The organism is Spirosoma areae (assembly GCF_054781775.1).
Genome location: NZ_BAAGTT010000029.1, coordinates 77,634 through 98,164 on the forward strand (window position 1 = coordinate 77,634; position 20,531 = coordinate 98,164).

Annotated in this window: 17 protein-coding genes; 10 read left to right on the forward strand and 7 right to left on the reverse strand. The window is 49.9% G+C overall.

Features of this window, described 5'->3' with window-relative positions; all coding sequences use genetic code 11:
* Nucleotides 1-153: 153 nt before the first annotated feature.
* A complete protein-coding gene (locus ACYVI1_RS16945) occupies nucleotides 154-609 on the forward strand; it encodes a PPC domain-containing DNA-binding protein (protein ID WP_460911885.1) in 456 nt (151 codons plus the stop codon).
* Nucleotides 610-670: 61 nt separating this feature from the next.
* On the opposite strand, the gene ACYVI1_RS16950 is transcribed toward ACYVI1_RS16945, so the two are convergent.
* The 3 genes from ACYVI1_RS16950 to ACYVI1_RS16960 form a co-directional block, all read right to left on the reverse strand.
* Nucleotides 671-1,267 carry a bifunctional nuclease family protein gene (locus tag ACYVI1_RS16950; protein WP_460911887.1) on the reverse strand — a complete coding sequence of 199 codons (597 nt, stop codon included), beginning with the start codon at nucleotides 1,265-1,267 and terminating at the stop codon, nucleotides 671-673.
* A gap of 98 nt (nucleotides 1,268-1,365) precedes the next feature.
* Nucleotides 1,366-2,328: an electron transfer flavoprotein subunit alpha/FixB family protein gene (locus tag ACYVI1_RS16955; RefSeq protein ID WP_460911889.1), complete on the reverse strand. Its 963-nt coding sequence runs from the start codon at nucleotides 2,326-2,328 to the stop codon at nucleotides 1,366-1,368.
* 100 nt (nucleotides 2,329-2,428) lie between these two features.
* Complete coding sequence (locus ACYVI1_RS16960) at nucleotides 2,429-3,166, reverse strand: electron transfer flavoprotein subunit beta/FixA family protein (protein ID WP_460911891.1); 738 nt, start codon at nucleotides 3,164-3,166, stop codon at nucleotides 2,429-2,431.
* Nucleotides 3,167-3,350: 184 nt separating this feature from the next.
* Here ACYVI1_RS16960 and ACYVI1_RS16965 point away from each other — a divergent pair, with 184 nt between their 5' ends.
* Nucleotides 3,351-3,680 carry a tetratricopeptide repeat protein gene (locus tag ACYVI1_RS16965; protein WP_460911893.1) on the forward strand — a complete coding sequence of 110 codons (330 nt, stop codon included), beginning with the start codon at nucleotides 3,351-3,353 and terminating at the stop codon, nucleotides 3,678-3,680.
* A 46-nt stretch (nucleotides 3,681-3,726) separates the two neighbouring features.
* Here the strand turns inward: ACYVI1_RS16965 and ACYVI1_RS16970 are convergent, their stop codons facing one another.
* The gene (locus ACYVI1_RS16970; RefSeq protein WP_460911895.1) at nucleotides 3,727-4,512 is read right to left on the reverse strand and encodes a hypothetical protein; all 786 of its coding nucleotides are present in this window, start codon (nucleotides 4,510-4,512) and stop codon (nucleotides 3,727-3,729) included.
* 217 nt (nucleotides 4,513-4,729) lie between these two features.
* Here ACYVI1_RS16970 and ACYVI1_RS16975 point away from each other — a divergent pair, with 217 nt between their 5' ends.
* From ACYVI1_RS16975 to ACYVI1_RS16995, 5 genes are all read left to right on the forward strand, one after another.
* Nucleotides 4,730-5,545, forward strand: a complete 816-nt coding sequence (locus ACYVI1_RS16975; protein WP_460911897.1) for a DUF6597 domain-containing transcriptional factor — start codon at nucleotides 4,730-4,732, stop codon at nucleotides 5,543-5,545.
* A gap of 75 nt (nucleotides 5,546-5,620) precedes the next feature.
* Complete coding sequence (locus tag ACYVI1_RS16980; RefSeq protein ID WP_460911899.1) at nucleotides 5,621-6,451, forward strand: hypothetical protein; 831 nt, start codon at nucleotides 5,621-5,623, stop codon at nucleotides 6,449-6,451.
* Nucleotides 6,452-6,484: 33 nt separating this feature from the next.
* Nucleotides 6,485-7,102 (forward strand): DinB family protein, encoded by a 618-nt coding sequence (locus ACYVI1_RS16985; protein WP_460911901.1) that lies wholly within the window; start codon nucleotides 6,485-6,487, stop codon nucleotides 7,100-7,102.
* A 14-nt stretch (nucleotides 7,103-7,116) separates the two neighbouring features.
* On the forward strand, nucleotides 7,117-7,557 hold the full coding sequence (locus ACYVI1_RS16990) for a nuclear transport factor 2 family protein (protein ID WP_460911903.1): 441 nt from the start codon (nucleotides 7,117-7,119) through the stop codon (nucleotides 7,555-7,557).
* A gap of 219 nt (nucleotides 7,558-7,776) precedes the next feature.
* Nucleotides 7,777-8,787: a hypothetical protein gene (locus tag ACYVI1_RS16995; protein ID WP_460911905.1), complete on the forward strand. Its 1,011-nt coding sequence runs from the start codon at nucleotides 7,777-7,779 to the stop codon at nucleotides 8,785-8,787.
* A 33-nt stretch (nucleotides 8,788-8,820) separates the two neighbouring features.
* Here the strand turns inward: ACYVI1_RS16995 and ACYVI1_RS17000 are convergent, their stop codons facing one another.
* The 3 genes from ACYVI1_RS17000 to ACYVI1_RS17010 form a co-directional block, all read right to left on the reverse strand.
* A complete protein-coding gene (locus ACYVI1_RS17000; RefSeq protein ID WP_460911907.1) occupies nucleotides 8,821-10,011 on the reverse strand; it encodes an Nramp family divalent metal transporter in 1,191 nt (396 codons plus the stop codon).
* A 63-nt stretch (nucleotides 10,012-10,074) separates the two neighbouring features.
* Nucleotides 10,075-10,548 carry a Dps family protein gene (locus ACYVI1_RS17005; RefSeq protein ID WP_460911909.1) on the reverse strand — a complete coding sequence of 158 codons (474 nt, stop codon included), beginning with the start codon at nucleotides 10,546-10,548 and terminating at the stop codon, nucleotides 10,075-10,077.
* A 91-nt stretch (nucleotides 10,549-10,639) separates the two neighbouring features.
* Nucleotides 10,640-11,578: a sugar phosphate isomerase/epimerase family protein gene (locus tag ACYVI1_RS17010; protein WP_460911911.1), complete on the reverse strand. Its 939-nt coding sequence runs from the start codon at nucleotides 11,576-11,578 to the stop codon at nucleotides 10,640-10,642.
* 747 nt (nucleotides 11,579-12,325) lie between these two features.
* Between ACYVI1_RS17010 and ACYVI1_RS17015 the strand changes: the two genes are divergently transcribed.
* The 3 genes from ACYVI1_RS17015 (at nucleotide 12,326) to ACYVI1_RS17025 (ending at nucleotide 20,528) form a co-directional block, all read left to right on the forward strand.
* Nucleotides 12,326-15,394, forward strand: a complete 3,069-nt coding sequence (locus ACYVI1_RS17015; RefSeq protein WP_460911913.1) for a SusC/RagA family TonB-linked outer membrane protein — start codon at nucleotides 12,326-12,328, stop codon at nucleotides 15,392-15,394.
* Between the two features lie 120 nt (nucleotides 15,395-15,514).
* Entirely contained in the window at nucleotides 15,515-17,038 is a 1,524-nt protein-coding gene (locus tag ACYVI1_RS17020) for a SusD/RagB family nutrient-binding outer membrane lipoprotein (protein WP_460911915.1), read from the forward strand.
* 139 nt (nucleotides 17,039-17,177) lie between these two features.
* On the forward strand, nucleotides 17,178-20,528 hold the full coding sequence (locus ACYVI1_RS17025; protein WP_460911916.1) for a VCBS repeat-containing protein: 3,351 nt from the start codon (nucleotides 17,178-17,180) through the stop codon (nucleotides 20,526-20,528).
* The last annotated feature ends 3 nt before the right edge of the window (nucleotides 20,529-20,531 follow it).

Below are 20,531 nucleotides of genomic sequence, written 5' to 3' on the forward strand. Positions count from 1 at the left end.
CTTGAGCCGGTGCCATTAGAGCCGTACTAAAAAAGGGATAAAGGCCAAAATAGCCCGAATTATACAGGTTCGCATCCCTCGATTCAACCTCACTATCTGATAATATACATGCGAAGTTTTTTATTGTTTACCCTTTTTCACTGGTTTACTACTATGCTGGACGCACAGCCCAACTCCTCAACTGCACCTACCGCTTCGGCTACAATGCACACGTATTCATTTCGATTAAGGCCTGGGCAAGATCTAAAAAAAGAAATAGAATCGGTCATTCGCCAGGAGCGGATCGAAGCTGGGGCGGTGCTAACCTGCGTTGGTAGTTTAACGGATGTAACCTTGCGACTGGCTAATCAGGAAAGCCAGACTGTGTGGCGAGGCCATTTTGAGATTGTTTCGCTGGTTGGAACACTCTCGACCGGCGGCAGTCATATTCATTTGTCCGTGTCGGATTCTACCGGGCGAACAGTGGGCGGCCATTTACTGGATGGCTGCAAAGTCTATACAACCGCTGAAGTGGTTATTGGCGTGATGCCCGATATCGTTTTTGCACGGGAGCCTGATCCTACGTCTGGCTATCGTGAATTGGTAATCCGGAAGAAAAAAAGAAAATAACCGCTAAAAAGCCATCCGATTGTGATGGCTTTTTAGCGGTTAAAATATTCATGAAAGATTCCTAATTACGCTTGCTCATCTCATCGCGGATTTTGGCGGCCCGCTCATATTCTTCGTTACCGAGGGCTTCTTCAAGCATGCGTTGGAGCTCTTCGGATGAAGCGTTTTTTAGTTGATCGCCAAATGACCGCGTTGACGACCGATTTGACGAACGCACAAGTTCTTCCTGCTCTTCTTCCTCATCGTTGCCGGTAGCCGTAATGCCTGCTTCAGACAAGATTGATTCATTGGTATAAATAGGCACGTCGAATCGAATGCCAATCGCAATCGCATCGGAGGGGCGGGCGTCAATGACCGACTCCCGAACACCGTCGAAGCAAACAATCTTGGCAAAGAAAATACCCTCACGTAAGGCTGAAATCATGATTTCACGAACCGTGAACTTGAATTGTTCGGCAAATTGCTTAAACAAATCATGCGTCATAGGTCGGTTTGGTACAATCTTTTCAATTTCGATTGCAATAGCCTGCGCTTCGAACATGCCGATAATGATGGGCAGCCGACGGTTGCCATATTCCTCACCTAACACCAGCGCAAATGAGCCTGACTGCGACTGACTGGGTGACAATCCTAATATTTCCAGCTTAATCTTATCCACGACGCGAATTTAACAAAAAGTCGTAAGCGATAGAGTCGGAAGTAAAAATAGCGGGTAATGTTACTAACAAATTTCCGACTTCATCGCCAATCACCTTTCTATAAAGCCTTCACCGCTTTCGTAAGGCGGGGTAGTATGTCGAAGACGTCGCCAACAATACCATAATCTGCCGACTTGAAAAACGGAGCGTCCGAGTCTTTATTAATAACTACGATTACCTTCGAGGAGTTTACGCCCGCCAAGTGCTGAATGGCGCCCGATATACCACAGGCAATGTACAGGTTCGGGCTGATTTTCAGACCGGTTTGGCCAACGTGCTCGGAGTGGGGCCGCCAATCCAGGTCAGATACTGGCTTTGAGCAGGCCGTAGCGGCATGAAGTGCTTTGGCCAGGTCTTCAACGAGCCCCCAGTTTTCAGGCCCTTTCAGTCCGCGTCCCGCCGATACCACAAAGTCGGCTTCGGGCAATAGGATATCACCTGACGATTTCTCTGTGCTCTTAACCGAAACGACAAAATCAGCATCGTTCAGCGCAGGCGTAAATGATTCGACGGAGGCCGTTGACTCAGTTTCTTTGGGCGTAATTGTATTTTTCTTGATCGCCAGAATTTTTACGTCGGCTTTCAGGTCGTTATAGGCAAATGCCTTACCGGTGTAGATGCTGCTTTTAACCCGAAACCCGTTCGACAAATCGGGCAGTTCAATAACGTTTGCGGCTAAACCAGCTTTAAGTTTACCGGCCAGCCGGGCCGTCATTGCATCGGCCAGCGATGACTTCGCCAGCACGATAACCTTGCTGCCTTCCTGTTGAGCAGCAGCGGCTACGACGGTAGCATAGGCCATGCCATTTGGCTCGTTTAGCTTCGCATCCGTTGCGTGCAGTACTTTGGTCGCTCCAAAGCGGCCCGCCGAAGCCAGCTCGGTGTCGTCGGCAACACCAGCTATGATAGCAGTAGCCGATGTGCCAGTCATTTCGGCAATTCTGGCTCCGTAAAAAATAGCTTCCTGAGAAGATTTCTTGAGTTTACCCTCGTCTAATTCGACAAATATGAGAACGGACATTTTAGTAAGAGTTATAAAGTCATAAGGTTGTAAAGTTGTATAGTCGTTCTGTCAGCGAGAACTTTCTAACTATAAAACTCTTCAACTATATAACTTTGGTTTAAATGACTTTTGCTTCGGTGCGGAGAAGTTGAATCAGTGTTTCTGCTTCGTCGGCTGAAATCATCTTTACAGCGCCACGCGGGGCCGGAAGTTCATAACTGCCAACGGTCGTAAGTTTATCGGTGCCAGTTGGCTCCACTATTTTGAGGGGTTTCGTGCGGGCCGTCATAATGCCGCGCATATTTGGAATTTTCCACTCGGCAATTGGCTCCTGACAGCCCAGCACAAGGGGAAGTTTAGCCTCCAGGCTTTCTTTGCCTCCTTCAATTTCGCGGGTGATTTTAGCCGTGTCGCCATCAAGGTCGAGGAGCATAACGGGTGAGATAGAGGGCATTCCGAGCATTTCACCTACGATGCCGTGAACTTGTCCGCCGTTATAATCAATGGATTCGCGGCCCATGAGAATCAGGTCATAGTTATTTTCTTTAGCGATGGCGGCAATCTGTTCGGCCACAAAGTAAGCATCGGTCGGCTCCGCATTTACCCGAATGGCATCATCGGCGCCAATGGCAAGGCACTTGCGGATAACAGGTTCGGAGTCGGCTTCGCCAACGTTCAGCACTGTAATCGAGGCCCCCATTTTTTCTTTCAGCTCAACGGCCCGCGCCAGCGCATAGTCGTCGTAGGGACCGGTAATAAAGGTTACACCCGCCTTGTTCAGTTTCGTGTTATTGTCGGTGAAGGCGATTTTGGTGGTGGTGTCGGGTACACTCGTCACACACACTAATATTTTCATGCTTTTGGGGGTTTTGTGGTTTTGGTAATGATTCGTCGGTCGTCGTTAGTTGGTCCAAATAATCGTTGAGCCACTTGCTTAATGACGACCGACTAACCGCTATTGACTAAATCACTACTTTTATGGCTCAAATCTACAAACATTATTAAAAAATAGTATGCACGCATACTATTTTTCTTGCACGATGAACAACGAACGTATTGAAGAACTAAGCCGATTTGTAGAAGAAGAACCCAATGAGCCATTCAATGTTTATGCACTGGCAATGGAATTTCTGAACGGTCGGCCAGAACAGGCACGCATCTACTTCGACCAGCTATTGATCAATCACCCGGACTATTTGCCGACCTATTACCATGCAGCCGCTCTGTATACCAAATTTGAGGAACGTGACCGGGCGGCTGAATTATACGAGAAAGGAATTGCGCTGGCTCAGGCGCAGAATAACCAAAAAACCCTTCAGGAATTGCAGCGGGCGCAGCAGGCCTTTGAAGACGATGAAGATGAATGGTAACAAATTAAACGTTTCAACCGGCCCGGCGGCCCGGTTGAAACAAACATTACCGTCGGCGTGTCGGTCTCTGTTCTACTAAATTTTGTTTGAACAACAAAGGGACAGTAGCCTGTTCGGGCAGGGTGTAATTAATTGCCAGATAACGTGCTCCCGCCACTTTGGGTAGATACACAAATCCCCGCACTGATTCGCCGGAGGCAAGTGTAGTTGCTTTCAGGGCCAGTTCGCGCCAGCGATATTCTTCATAATCGTATCGCTGCATTCGATCGGCGAAGGTGCCGTGGTCGATGGCGCGTTTGATGGCAATACCCTGATAGATACCATAATGTATTGCCCGGTTATTGCCGTACTCGCGGTAGGAACGACTATTGGCTGAGGAAGACACATCCGACGCAACAGCCGCTACCATTAGAATCGTATTGAGGACTTTAGCCCGTTTCAGGCGTTTTTCTTCCTGCTTACGTTTCAGAGTCAAACGCCCGGCTTCGTAGGCGGGGTCGGCGGCTGTGCGGTTAAGCGTCAGGCCTGGGTTGACAGGGTCAGAGAGGGTATCCTGAGCAGCACCGAGCGCAACGAAATGAAAATCGGCGGGGTTAACCTCAATTGGGTAGTCGGTATGGTTTTTTACTTCGATATCCAGCGTAACAAATTCTAAATCTTCCCGCTCGAAGGAGGCCACTACACCCACGCCATTCTGCTCGGCTTTGGTGACCGGACGACCCTCTATTCGGGTTACATCACCCGACACCGGCTCAAGCACGTAAGTCGTAACGGTTGGGGCGCAACCGCTCACTAAGCCGGATATAAGGCCAACGCTAAGTATAAAGTTCAAACTGGAAAAAGGCTTCATCAGGTATATGTATTGACGCAATGGGGTCGCTTTACTACCTGTAAAGTTACGCAACAGGACAATTCGGTAGTGTTAAAAACAGGTTAGTTTTTTATGGATGGCTAATTACGCTTACCGTTGGATAAATTGCCGGTAAGGCATTGCCATTCAGTGGGTTAAAATTGACAATTTCAACCGGAAAACCCGTCAGCACCTACCTATGTACTACCGGAAATTCGCTCCATCTACGCCCTTATCGTCCTTCGTTGAGTGTTACTTCGTGTGGGAAAAACGCGAAACGCTTGCCAATCCGTTGTGCATCGAGTCGCCCCCAACGGGCTTTGCGTCCATGATGTTTAACTATGGCGATGTCTATCGGGTCGATACTGGTAAACACGAATCATTGGCAGCGCCGTCGGCTTTCCTGACCGGACAGGCCACGCAAAGCTATACTCTAAACCTCAGTGGGCGCGTTGGTATGGTGGGTATTGTTTTTAAACCCGCGGGCGTATCGTCGTTGTTTGGCCTGCCCATGTATGAGTTCACCAACGAACGAATCAACCTGGCCGATGCACTGGGAAAAACGTTCACGTTCCTGCACGAGCAAATTATGGAAGCTGATGGCCCACTGGCGCGGGTTCGGTTGCTCGATCAGTTTCTGAATCGTCAGCTACTCAAAAAAGGCAGCACATTTGACCGGACAGACTTTGCCGCGAACCTGATTGTGGACCGAAAAGGCATCGTGAATGTGGGCGAACTGATGACCGATTTATACGTTTGTCGGCGGCAGTTTGAGCGGCATTTTTTGCAGAAAGTCGGGGTCAGCCCGAAATATTACGCCCGTATTCGGCGCGTTGGCTTTCTCTGCGCCCAGTTAGCTACTCAACGCTGGCAGGTGACCGACTGGCACGATCTGATTTATGAGTGCGGCTATTATGACCAGTCGCATTTCATCCGGGAGTTCACCCAGTTTATGGGCAAGCGGCCAACCCATTACGTGAAGGATAACCTCGAACTGACAAATTATTTATCCTGAGCGAATGTCGCATTTTTACAATTTCTGCACCTGAGTCTCTCATAGCTTTGCCATCGAATCCACGTAAACGATACGATGATGAAGCAATTTCTGATCCTCTTCACGCTGCTACCCGTTCTGGCCTTTGAGTCCGACGAGCCGGTTAGCAAACTCAATGGTGCGTTCCGTCAGACAAAAAACAAGTACGGAGCCATGACCGAATGGAAAACCCGTGATTCGGTCACGGCCATTAAGGTTTTCCGGGACGGTTACTGGTTCAGTGCCTCCTACGATGACAAACGCCGGGGGCGCTACGATGAAAAAATAGCGGGTGTTAAGCTGTTTAATGGGGCCTGTGGTGGTACCTATGAACTCAAAAATGGGAAGTACATTGAGAAAGTGAATTTCTACTCCTGGGATTCCACGGCGGTCGGCAATGTCTTTACATTCGACTACAAAATTAGCCAGAAGCAATACGAGCAGTTTGGCGTTATGAACTCCGGGAAGTATCAGAACTACCCCATTAATGAAGTCAGCGAACGGGTCAGGGTCAGTGAACCGCTGAAAAATGCGGGCCTGGAAGGGGTTTGGTTCATGAAAGAAGGTGATTGGGGTGGGGTAGAGCGTTTGGGCGAAGGCAAGTATAAACACATGCAGGTGGTTAAGGTGTTCAGCTACCCAATGGTCGTTTATGCTTACTACAACCCTGCTACCCGGCAGTTCGACGGCGCAGGCGGAGCCACGTACCAGTTCGATGGAAAAACGCTGACTGAAACCAACGAGTTCTGGTCATGGCAACCCGATGGTAAACGAAAGGGAAATGCCGAGAAGTTTACCGTTTCGCTCGAAAATGGTCAATACGTGCAGCAGGGGTGGGAAGGAAAACTGCGGGAAGTATTTGCCAAAGCGCCGGCACCGGCAAAGTAATCTTATATTATTCACTCATATCAGCTTATTGCCATGCGAATTCTACTTACTCTGTGTTTTGCTTTTTCGCTGATGATCCCGGCAACATATGCCCAGAAACTCTGGACCGAGGCCGACCGGAAATACACGGTCGATAACCTCAAACGCACCCGCGATGACCTTACCCGCGAAACCGAAAATCTGACCAATGCTCAGTGGCAGTTTCACGAAACGCCCGACCGCTGGAGTATTGCCGAAGTGGTGGAACACCTGGCCCTTTGGGAGATTATCTGGGCGCGCGAAATCGGAATGGGTATCCGCAACACCCCCCGCCCTGATCTTATAGCGACCAGCAACCCGGATAGTTATTACCATGATTTCATTATGGAGGCCAACGCGCACAAGTCTCCCGATTTTTCGCGGCCAACGGGTTTTATTCAGGGAAAAAATAATTTGACATTTTTCCGGCGGCTTCGCGATCAGGCCATTGGCTTTGCCGATACAACGCAGGCCGACATGCGGGCGCAGTTTGAACTAACGGCCACAAAATTCCCGCGCAATATGCACCAGGTGTACATTTACCAGTGGGGACACGTGGACCGGCATTTGCGGCAGATTCGTAAAATCAAGGAACATACAAATTACCCTAAAGAAACAGCTTTGACGAAATAAACACACTTAAAACTATGGAAACGCTCAGCAAAACTGACCTTACCGAACAGACCCGAAAGGGTGCGTGTCTGGCTTTCTTTTCGGCTTATCAGGACCTGGATACAGCCCGCATGATACAACTCGCCACGCCCGATGCAACCGTGCATTTTCAACCCATGGGCGACGATGGAAAAGGGTCGTTCTGGGAGTTTGGCAAGACTGTCTGGCAACTGATCATGGATAGCTTTCCCAACGTTGATAATACCGTTGACAGCATGACCACCGAAGGCGATACCGTTACGGCACATGTAGCTATTTTTGGGAAACAGAATCAGGATTTTATGGGAATCACCAACAGAGGTTTGCCATTCAACAGCGATCATGTTTTCGTATTTCAGTTCGATAATGCTGACCGTATTACCCATCTCGATATTAATTGGGATCATGCCCATTTTAGCCGACAATTAGGGGCCTGATTTTTGCCGCAAATACAGGGATTTCTATAGTAAAATGGGATTGACTGCTCTGTGCAGTCAATCCCATTTTATTGATACAGTGGTAGATAGCGTATGCGTAGCCAAGCTACGAAGGAGTAAATTTGATCCGTTCACTCAATAATTAGTTCTGAATCAGTAGAGAAAAGAAAAAGGGAATAAAAATTGCTGTACTTTTTAGACTTGATAACCAGTGCTGCTATGAAAATGTATACACTAACTATAGGCCTGTTCGCTATCGGCCTGGCTGCTCAAACCTTCGCCCAAAGCCAGATCATTACCCCTAACGATCAGGTGGTCAGTTTCCAGTCGCCGAATGGCACCAATAATCTGTTTATTGGCCAGAGTACCAGTGCGGTTATCGGTGGCACTTTCAACACATTTATAGGTAGTCAGGCCGGGCAGGGCAATACAACCGGTTCCTACAACACGTATTTTGGCTACAAAGCGGGTTTCCCCAATACCATAGGAAGCCATAATACATTTGTTGGCTACGAAGCCGGTAAGCTCAATACCGATGGGAACGATAACGTATTTATCGGTTATAACGCGGGGCAGGGCAGTCGGCGGGGGCAGCGCAATTTGTTGATCGGGCCTAATGCGGGATTCGATGGGACGGATGGGCAGGACAATACGTTGCTGGGAGCCAACGCGGTTGGGGTAGGGGTAGGCTTATCGAACGCAACGGCCATTGGGGCCAACGCCCGTGTGCTGAGCAGTAATGCGCTGGTGCTGGGCAATAATGTCAACGTCGGCATTGGCACATCAACTCCGCAGAACCGGCTTGAATTAACCGCCGGTGCCGATGGTCGTAGTGGTCTCCGGCTGACGAACCTGACAGCCAACTCGCCCGCTTCCAGCGAAATAGCTGGTAAGTTTCTGACCGTCAGTGAGAAGGGCGATGTTACACTGGCTGGTCGGCTGTCGGCCTTTGTTATGCACGTGCAGCCAGCATCTGAGCAGCAGTGGGCCGATCACGTATTTGCACCTGCCTATCGCCTGAAGCCCCTGGCCGAAATAGAGCAGTACATCCGCCAATACAAACATCTGCCCGATATGCCCAGCGCCAGCGAGATGGTGAAACAGGGTGCCGACCTGACCACCTTACTGGCTACATTGGTGAAACAAAATGAAGAACTTACCCTGCGCCTGATTGAGCAGCAGAAGCGCATCGAACGACTCGAACAGCAGAATCGTCAGCTTAGGAAATAGCCGGGTGCGGGAGGCAGGGATTATGCGCCCTGCTCACGTTCCCTGAAATGCCAGCCAGACATTCCACAGGCCCAGTATAGCGGTAACAACAACCACCAGGCCCATGCCTATATTTTGCGGCACGGAGTTGCGGTAGGTGTTGCCTAATAACGTTTGGTTATTGACAGCGGCAAACAGAAAAATTGTCACAAAGGGAAGCAAAATACCATTTATGGCCTGAACGGCCACGATTATTGGTATCGGCGTAGCGTTTAAAAAACCAAAAAGCAGGCCCGTCGTCATGACCAGAAGCCAGATGAGCCGATAGGTAGGCGAATTTTTGCGGACTCCCAGCAAACTTTGCGCCGTAATGGCAGCCGCCAGTGGAGCCGTCAGCGACGAAGCAAATCCAGCCGCAAACAAGCCAAAGGCAAACAACGTCCCTGCCCAGGTACCGAGCCGTTCGGTTAACACCTGCGCCATGTGCGGATACGAGAAATCGCCGGGAATGAGCAGCCCGGCCAGTAGCAGCACCACCGATATAATACCACCCAGCACCACGGCCACCCAGATGCCCAGCCGCATTTCACTCAATGATTGCCCCGATACAATACTCGATCCAAAGAATAAATTGTAAGGAACAATGGTCGTTCCGATCAAACTGTTGATCAGCAACAGTGAGCCATCTGGAATTGTGGGAACAACCAGGGCAGTGGTTAGTTCTGAAGGGGATACGGGCGCACCGAAAGCGACGTAAATAAAAGCGCCACCCATTGCAAAGACAATCAGCCCCAGAAAATTAGCTAAACCCTGCGTTGAACCGATCCACAGCAACGTTATGCAGACCAGCCCAACCACAACGGTTAGGAATGGGACTGGTAGGCCCGTCAGTAGCTTAAGACCCGAAACGGTTCCAAGAATGTTGCCCGCCTGGTAGGCTGCACAGCCCAGAAAGATAGCCAGAAACAACGCCCAGGCTACCCAGCGGCCCCGCACTCCGACGTAGGTTTGCCGAATAACCTGCCCCAAATCCTGACCAGTAGCAATGGTAATTCGGGCGGCTGCCTCCTGTAGCCAGACCGTACCTAAGGTGGCGAAAGTCAGCACCCAAAGCAGTTGGAGGCCATATTTCGACCCGGCTATGGCGCAGGCCGTAACTGAACCAGGACCAATAAACGCGGCTGAAATAACTGACCAGAAGAGTACACTGCCGAGGCCAGAGCGAAGGGAGAGGGATTTAGGCACTTATAGAATGATGAATGATGAATGTAGGCAATAACAACATAATTCATCATTCATCATTCATAATTAAGAAAGGTACTTCCGCAACATCCAGGCCATCGCTTCGTGGGCTTCCATAAGGCCCGTCAGGAAATCAGCCGTACCGGCGTCGTTTAATTCTTCGTCACACTTCTCAACATCTTCGCGCAGTTCACGAACGATCTGCTCATGGTCGGCCAGCAGATTTTTGAACATATCGGGCGTTCCTTTGGGCTTTCCGGCATCTTCTTTCAGGCTCGTGTTATGAATAAACTCGGCCATTGTTGCCAGTGGCGTACCGCCCAACTGCCGGATTCGCTCGGCTACTTCGTCAATCTCCGCTTCAATGGCTTTATACTGCTTCTCAAAGAATTTATGGTATTCCATGAAATTTGGCCCGGCCACATTCCAGTGATACTTGCGTGTTTTGATGTAAAGGACGTGCAGGTCCGACAGAAAGTCATTTAGCAATACGTTGTCCTGTTTGAGGACATCTTTTTCGAGACCAATATTGGGTTCCATAAGGATAACGTGAGTTTAAATAGAAATTAGTTTGGTGAGTAACCATGACATTCACCCACCTGAATAACCGCTAAGTATCCCGTTTGTTTCGTTATCCGAGTAAGCCCGCAAATACATCGCGCGCGTAGGCCAAATCCTGTTTATGGGCTTCTACCGGCCCCATTGTGTTAGGCGAACCTTTCTCTAAACACTGCTCCAGCACTAACAGGGGTTTCACACCCTGCGCTTTCAGGTCGGCGGCCAACCGCCGGTAGTCGATGTCGCCATCGCTGAAGGTTTCCTGCCAGATTCCATTTTTTGATTGCCGTATGTGTACTTCCATAACCCGTTTGCCGTATAATTTGACTACATCGAACAACGCCACCTGCGAATTGCCCGACCCCCTATACACCCAATGGGCGTCTAAACAAAGCGACACGTTTTTGGGGTCGGTGGCCAGCAGCATGTGGTGAAATTCGCGGGCGGCCTGTCGATGTTCGGGCGCATGGGTATGGTAGGCCAGGGTGATGCCCCGCTTGCGGAGTTCAGCGCCCAGCCGGTCAAGGTTTTTGGCCTGTTCAGTTAAATCGGCGTCGGTTTTGTCGTCCTCGGTGCCCCACTTGATGGGATTTGGATTTGTTACGATGGTACGCGCCCCCAGTGGTTTAGCCGCATCGGCGATGGCCAGCACCGAATCGATGGATTTTTGCGCGTCGTCGGCCAGGTGAAGCGAACTGTTAACGTACAACGATAGCATCGCCAGTTTATACCTGATCAGGTACGGAGCCAGCTTTTTAACTTCGTCAGCCGTATTAAACGATGGTTCATAGGCGGTCAGGCCGGTTTTAACATACTCACTCAGCGATGCGTCGGGATCGGCCATCCACTGCTTTTGCTCACGCCCGTAGAACGTTCCCCAAGTATAAGCGTTGCAGGAAATGGGCATCGGTCTATCCAGCGATTCAGCAATAACGGATTGATTAGTAACTACGAATGAGACCCCGCTAAGAGCCGTTAGTGAGGTTAGAAAGTGGCGACGATTAATAGGCATAAAGCAACGGTTTTTGAGCAATAGAAACTGATTCAGATAACGACCCGACGCGGCTGTTCTACTCATCGGGCCGAAAAGCACCCTCCCAAATTACTGCTGGCGGTATTCATGTATTGTCGATGAACGCACTACACTTTTGCTATGAAGCCAGGCCTGTAACATGGGTAGTATCAGGGTAACGTAATAAGGTTGTTGCTGCTGCCTGGGCCTACCGTTGCGGTTTCAGCTCACATATTAACAGGCTAAGCCTCTTCTGGTAAACATAAACGTCTGTATTTGGAGCAGCTTCTTACTATAATAATAGAACGCTGATTTTTATGATTGATAAGGTTTGTTATGATTTAATAGAGTAAAAAAGAGAATAATTTATTAGAATAATCTAAAAAAATTAGTGAAAATCATACCTGTCATAAAAATCAGCGTTCTATTGACTTGAAGAAAGTGAATAGTGTACAGATAGTAAAAAAAATGAATATTTAGTGTGAAGTCAGTAAAGAATTTAAAAATCAAATTTCTATATTTGGATACTGTTGCCTACAGAGGTACTGGGCTATAGCAGCGAATGACACCTGCCAGGCTGGTTATTTAGCTCATAAATTCATCCTGCGATTAGTCAAAACGTGTTATTATTTAGCAAAATTGTATTACATAAACCAGATAGACATAGCCTATATTTGACAATTGCCAACAATCGCTGTAGTGAACAGAATTGGTAGTACAAACCTTACTCTTAACTATTTCACAATTATGCGGAAACACTTACTTTATCTCAAAATCCTTTTTCTCTCCCTTTTGACCACGCTCGGCTTTGCTCAGAGTTCGGAAGTGAGAGGCCGTGTCACCGGCGAAGGAGGTACGCCCATCTACGGAGCCAACGTAGTGGTAAAGGGTAGCCGGCAGGGAGCCGTCACCGATGACAAAGGAGACTATCGATTACAGGTACCTAAGGGGTCGACGCTCACAGTTAGTTTTATTGGCTATGTGGCTAAAGACGTTGCTGTTGGCAATAGTACTGTACTCGATATATCGCTGGCCCCGCAATCGTCGGTTCTCGACGAAGTTGTTGTTACGGCCCTGGGCATTAAGCGGGAGAAAAAAGCGTTGGGCTATGCCATTTCTGAAGTGAAAGGAGAGGAACTGACCCAGGCCCGAACGGTTAACTTAGCAAACAACCTGCAGGGCCGCGTGGCTGGTCTGAACATTGCCAACACCGCAACAGGACCGGGTGGCTCAGCCCGGATTATCATTCGGGGCAATGGCTCGATTTCGGGCAATAACCAGCCTTTGATTGTCGTGGATGGCACACCCATCAACAACGATAACTTAGGCGCTGCCGGCATGTGGGGCGGTGGCGACAGTGGCGACGGTATTTCCAGCCTTAACCCCGATGAAATCGAAACCATCAGCGTGCTGAAAGGCGCTACCGCTTCGGCCCTGTATGGATCGAGGGCGTCGAACGGCGTTATTCTGGTGACTACCAAAGGCGGCAAAGCCAACAAAGGTATCGGTGTTGAAATTAATAGTAACTACGTGGCCGAGAACCTGTTACTGCCAACCTATAAAGATTATCAGTATGAATACGGTGCAGGTAACAACGGCATTAAACCGACAACTATTGCCGAAGCCCTGACGTCGAATAGCTGGGGGACCAAATTGGATGGGTCGTCTACGATTAATTTCGATGGCGTATCGAGGCCTTATTCAGCCTACCGCGATAATCAGTCGAAGTTTTACCGGACGGGCAGTACGTTTACGAACTCAGTCGCGCTTACCGGCGCTACGGAAAGTATTACGTACCGCCTGTCGATGAATGACCTCAACAACCAATCGGTTATTCCGAACAGTGGGCTTCGCCGGAACAATTTTGCGCTGAATGTTAACGCGAATTTGGGGTCAAAGCTATCCATCGTGACGAATGTCAAGTATATTCTGGAGCGAACCAAAAACCGCCCCCGCTTATCGGATTCGCCGGGTAGTGCTACCTACGCCCTCAATGCTATGCCCACTTCGCTGGACATAGCGTCCTTAGAAGCAAGCCAGTACAATGCCGATGGTTCCGAAAAAACCTGGTCAGATAATATTTATATCCAGAATCCTTACGTGGCTGCTTACGGCTGGCGGCAGGAAGATAAAAAAGGCCGGATTATTGGCGTTATCGAACCGCGTTACAATTTTACCGACTGGCTGTTTTTGCGGGGCCGCTTAGGCTTCGATAACTTCAACTACCGCAACCTGACGATCACGCCCTATGGAACGCCGTTTCAGACACGCGGAGGCATGGGCGTTACGAACCGCAACTTTACCGAAACGAACACCGAATTGTTGCTGGGGGTAAACCGGAAATTCGCCGACCGCTTTGGCATCAATGCCCTGTTTGGCGGTAACCTGATGCGTCAGGTGTATCAGAACTCAAACTACGGCGGTAATAACTTTAACATTCCCTTCTTCTACGACATCTCGAACATCGACCCAGCGGCCCGCAATTCCAGCGAAAACTACATCGAAAAACGAATTAATTCGGTGTATGGATCCGCTGAGTTCTCCTATAACAATTACCTGTTCATAACGGCTACGGCCCGCAATGACTGGTTCTCGACCCTGGCAGCGGGCAACAACAGCATCCTGTATCCGTCGGTAGGAGGCAGCTTTGTGCTTTCAGAAGCGGTTAAAATGCCCAAAGCCATCAATTATCTGAAACTCAGAGGGTCCTGGGCACAGGCCGGGGGTGACACCGACCCGTATAATCTGTCGCTCTATTATGGCCTGGTTGGCGCTCATTTAGGCGCTCCGCTGGCGCAGATCAATGGCGACCGGGTGCCAAACTCCAACCTACAGCCACTGACCTCGACCACGTCGGAAGCAGGTCTGGAAGCGCGTCTGTTTAACAACAAACTGGGTATCGACTTTGCCGTGTATACCCGCAAAACCACCAACGACATTGTGGGAGCCACCATATCCAATACATCGGGCTACAACAGTGCGTTGTTCAACGTCGGCGAGATTTCTAACAGAGGCATCGAACTCCTGCTAACCTACCGCGTAGCCGGAGGCAAAGACTTTAGTTGGGATGCGTCGTTCAACATGGGCTACAACAAAAGCGAAGTAGTAAGCCTGTATGGTAACCTGACCACCCTGCGCGTAGACGAAAACCGTACCCGGATTGCTTATATTCACCAGGACGTGGGCCTGCCCTACAGCCAGGTGAAAGGATTTACCTACAAGCGCAGTACGACTGGAGCCATCGTTTATGACTCGCAGGGCTACCCCATGCAGGGCGATCTGGTCAACTTTGGCACGGGCGTTGCACCCACTACACTTGGGTTTAATAATTCCTTCCGGTACAAAGGCATTGGTCTTAGCTTCCTGATTGATGGCAAATTTGGGGGAGTACTTTACTCTGGAACCAATGCGTATGCCAACAATCGCGGTTTGCTCAACACCACACTCGAAGGGCGCGAAACGGGTATTGTTGGCGTGGGAGTAAACGAGAAAGGCGAGCCGAATGCAGTGAGAGTTCCAGCGCAGCAGTACTACCAGCGCCTGTTTAACATTGCCGATCCGTTTGTGTACAGTGCCGACTTCCTCAAACTCCGTCAGGTCATTATCGACTACACGCTTCCGGCGAAGGTGTTTGCCAGAACGCCAATCAAAGGAGCGTCTATCTCGCTCGTTGGGCGCAACTTAGCCATCCTGATGAAGCACACCCCGAACATCGACCCCGAATCGACGTATAACAACTCGAACGCGCAGGGGCTTGAACTGGCAGGTGTACCGGCCACCCGGACGGTGGGGGTTAATTTGAATCTGAAATTTTAAAACAGTTTCAGATTCCAGGTTTCAGGTTGGCTGATCATGCGAAAACAACTGTGCCGGTGCGGTCGGCTAATCTGAAACCTGGAACCTGAAATGTCCAACCCTCTTTAACGAAATTTCGATATGTTACGTAAACTATTCATAAGTATCACTCTTTTGGCCAGTCTGGGCGCGTGTACGAAGGATTTTGAGACCATCAACGTCAATCCAAACGCCCCGGCGGCCGTTCCGCTGGACTACCTGTTGTCGGCCTCGACGCTGTATATTCCGGGAGCGGCTGGTGATCCGGGCTATAAATCCTGGCGGGCCAATTTCATTTATGCCTCCACGGTCATTCAGCAGATGTCGTCGGTTGAGGTTGGTTTCTATCGCGGAACCGTCTATACCTACCAGGGCGATTTGAGCGAAGCCTATTTTGTGAATTCCTATCCGAATTCAATCAAAAACCTGGTCAACCTGATTACGCTGGCTAAAGCCGATCCGAAAAATGTAAATATTCTCTCGATGGCCCGCATTCTGCGCGTTGTGGAGATGGCTATTCTGACGGATCTGTATGGCGATGTGCCGTACACCGAAGCAGGTTTAGGTTTTCTGAATGGCATTTTCTCGCCGAAATACGACGCTCAGAAAGACATTTATGCCGACATGCTGAAAGAACTGGATGAAGCTGGTAAGGCGCTCAGCGCCAGTGCCTACATTCCTAAGACAGCCGACTTTCTGTATGCGGGCGATTTGGATAAATGGAAAAAGGCCGCTAATTCGCTGATGCTTCGACTGGCCATGCGGATGCAGAAGGTAGATGCTGCGGCTGCTCAAACCTGGGCCAAAAAAGCCATCGACGGTGGTATCATGGCCAGCAACGACGATACCTTTGCCATCAAATTCTCCAACACGGGAGCGGGTACCAACTCGAACGCCAATTCGTGGAACCTGGGGGCTGGCCGGGGTATTGCAGCCGGTAATAACATTCAATGGGCCAAAACATTCATTGATGCGATGAAAGCCCGCAAAGACCCACGTTTGCCCGTCATTGCTGCCCTGAAAAGTGGCGACCGGACCGTAGCCAAACAGCGCGGCATTCCGCCCGGAACGGACCCTACCGGCTTAAAAGCCCTCGACGAAACCAATTTGGATAACTATTCGCGGGTGGCCCCGAATATGTACGCGCTGGACAATCCGTTCTTCATCATGACCCACGCCGAAGCCCGGTTGCTGAAAGCCGAAGCCATTGAGCGGGGCTGGGCAACCGGAACGGCCAAAGCCGAATTTGACGCCGGACAGGCAGCGGGTCTTCGGCAGTTGACCGTGTATGCTGGCACGATTGCTGATGCCGACGTGGCTACGTATGCGGCTGCTAATCCGTATCCGGCGGGCGCACTGGATGCAAAAATGAACGCCATCCATACCGAAATGTGGCTCATTACGGGGTCAGTGCTCAACCACATTGAGGGCTGGTCGAACTGGCGCCGAACGGGCTATCCCGTTCTGACTCCGGTAAATTATCCCGGCAACGAAACCAACGGGCAGATTCCGCGCCGGTTGCGCTATCCGCAGGGCGAACCGGGTATCAATCCCAATATTCAGGCAGCCATCACGCGGCAGGGGCCGGATTTGTTTACGACCCGTGTTTGGTGGGATAAGCAGTAATCCCCTCGCCCCTGGAGCCGGGGTGGTCCGGCGTTCCAGTGAGGGAGAGTTCAACCTGAGAAAAATGCCTTCAGCATCTGGAGGCATTTTTCTTGTTATCTTAGTCGATTATACGGCCTGTTGCCAGGTAACTTAACGCATGAAGTTCATTTATTTTCTTATCCTGATTTTGCTCGTTGCCGGCTGTAAAAGCAAATCGTCTGATTCGATGTTTACCCGGTTAACTGCCGACGACACACATATCGAATTCGCGAATACGCTTCAGGAAACCGAAAAAGACAACGTTCTCAACTACGAATATTTTTATAATGGCGGGGGCGTGGCAGCCGCCGATTTCAACAACGATGGCCTGATTGATTTGTACTTCACCGCCAATCAGGGTGCGGATAAATTGTATCTGAACGAAGGAAAACTGTCGTTCAAAGACATCACCAACGAGGCCGGTATAACCTGGCACGGCGAGTGGAAAACCGGGGTAACCGTGGTTGATATTAACAACGACGGCTGGCAGGATTTGTACGTATCCGTTTCGGGCAACATCAGCAAACCGGCGCTGCGTCGGCATAAACTTTATATCAACAACAAAAATGGCCGCAACGGTGTGCCTTCCTTCACTGACCGGGCTGCCGACTACGGGCTTGACCTGACGACCTACGCTACCCAGGCCGCTTTTTTCGACTATGACCGGGATGGCGACTTAGACGTTTACCTGCTCAATCATAACGTAAAGGATTTCAAACGCTTCGATGCAGACGCAATTCATGCCATGCGCGATTCGCTGGCCGGTCATCGGCTGATGCGAAACGACGGGCCGAACCGGAAATTTGTGGACGTGAGCATTCAGGCGGGCATTAAAGGGAATCCAATCGGTTTTGGGCTGGGTATTCATACCGCCGATTTGAACGGGGATGGCTGGACAGATATTTACGTTTCCAATGATTACCTGGAAGAAGATTATCTGTATCTGAATAATAAAAACGGGACGTTTACCGATGTTGTGAAGCTGGCAACGGGTCATGTGAGTTACTTTTCGATGGGCAACGATGTGGGCGATATCAACAACGATTTGCTGCCCGACATCGTCACGATGGATATGCTGCCCGAAGACAACAAACGGCAGAAACTGTTGTTTGGCCCTGATAAGTACGAAGCCTACCTGTCGATGCTCCGCAATGGATTCCATCCCGAAGTAATGCGGAATATGCTGCAACTGAATATGGGCACGGAGCCGGGAGCCGGGAGCCGGGAGCAGGAAGCAAGCAATACTACCCTGCGCCCTGCACCGCACTCCCTGCCCGTGTTCAGCGAAATTGGTCAACTGGCGGGCATTTCAGGCACCGACTGGAGCTGGTCGGCACTGCTGGCCGATTATGACAACGATGGCTACAAAGACCTGTTCGTGACCAACGGCTACCTGCGCGATTACACGAACAACGATTTCGTGAAATACTACGCCGACCAGGGGCAGCAAAAGAACCAGTCCGTAATGGAGGTTATCAGCCACATGCCCTCTACTAAAACGCCAAACTACATCTTTAGAAACGAGCACAATCTGACCTTTTCCAATAAACAAACCGACTGGGGGTTCGATACGCCGGTCATTTCCAATGGGGCCGTTTATGCCGATCTGGACAACGATGGCGACCTGGAAATCGTGACGAATAATATCAACGAAAAAGCGTTCGTCTACCAGAACTTTGCCGTTGAGAAGGCTGAAAACCACTTCATTAATCTTGTCCTGAACCCAAGCCAATCCAGCGGTGCCCCGACGGGGCCGGAACAAGCCGCGCAATCGGCAACGGGTACAAAAGTGTACGTATACTGTAGCGGCCTACAACAATACCAGCAGTACACACCAACGCATGGGTTCCAGAGCAGTATGATGATTCCAATGCACTTCGGCCTGGGAAAACAGCAATCGATTGATAGCCTGGTGGTTATATGGCCGGATGGACGCGTTCAGAAACTCCGAAATATCAAAGTCAATCAACGATTAACCGTTAATTACGCACCTGATTCTTCAGCGACTACCCCAAATCCGGGCGCTGTCAGGCCGATGTTCACCCTGACGAATACGCTGGATTTTGACCATCAGCAACTTCCCTTAAATGACTTTGGCCGGCAATTACTGCTGCCGCACATGTACTCGTATGCGGGTCCGCGCATGGCCAAAGGCGACGTGAATAAAGATGGACTGGACGACCTGTACATTGGGGGCGGAAAAGGGCAGCCGGGTGAATTATTTCTGCAACAGACGAGTGGCCGTTTTTTGAAAAGTAGTCAGGCTGCTTTTAAACAGGATGCGCTTTGCACCGATACCGATGCGGCTTTTCTGGATGCCGATGCTGATGGCGACCTGGATTTATACGTTACCAGTGGAGGCTACGAATATCTGCCAAACGATCTGCTGCTCCAGAATCGGCTTTACCTGAACGATGGAAAGGGGAATTTTACGAAAGACAGTAACCGATTAGACCTCAACGATTACGCAGGCAACAGTGTCGACGTACTTGATTTCGATAAAGATGGCGATCTGGATTTGTTCGTATGCGGGTCTGTCAGCCCGAATCAGTATCCCCGTTTTCAGCCGAGTCGATTGTATCGAAATGAAAAGGGGAAATTTATGCTGGTGAAAAATGAAGCGTTTACAGATTTAGGCCTATTGACGGATGCCTGCGTTGTCGATTTTAATAACGATGGTTTCGACGATATTGTGGCCGTAGGAGAGTGGACGCCCGTTATCCGACTGCAAAACGAGCGGGGCGTTTTCAAACGCATACGCGATGACCTGGAGCAGACGACTGGCTTCTGGCAAAGCGTCATCGGCGACGATTTCGATCAGGATGGCGACGTTGATCTGATTGTGGGAAACTACGGCCTGAATTGTCATTTCAAAGCCTCACCCGATTTACCGCTAACCATGCTGACCGATGATTTCGATGGCAATGGCACCCTCGACCCCATCATTTGTTATTACATTCAGGGGAAAAACTATCCGGCCTACAGCCGCGATGAACTATTAGACCAGTTAGCGCCCCTTCGCAAAAAGTACACATCCTACGCCACCTATTCAGATGCCACAGCCGACGACGTATTAAACGAATTTAAAGGAAAAACGCCTGCAAAATCGGCGGTCAATGAGTTGTCGACGCTCTATCTGGTCAATAATAAAGGCCGTTTTGAGCGTAAGGGATTACCCATTCAGGCGCAGTTCTCGCCGGTATATGCCCTTGCTGCGCAGGATCTGAACGGCGACGGATTTAAAGACATCGTGATGGCAGGAAACCAGACCCACGGGCGTGTCAGAACGGGGAATATCGACGCGAATTATGGTCAGGTTTTTTTGAACGACCGGAAAGGTAATTTTACATACCTGCCGCAATATCAGTCAGGTCTCTACCTGCGCGGGGATGTGCGGTCGCTCACATTTGTGAACAATCAGTTGATTGCAGGCATTAATAGCCAGAAAGTGCAGGTGTATAGGAAGTGAAAA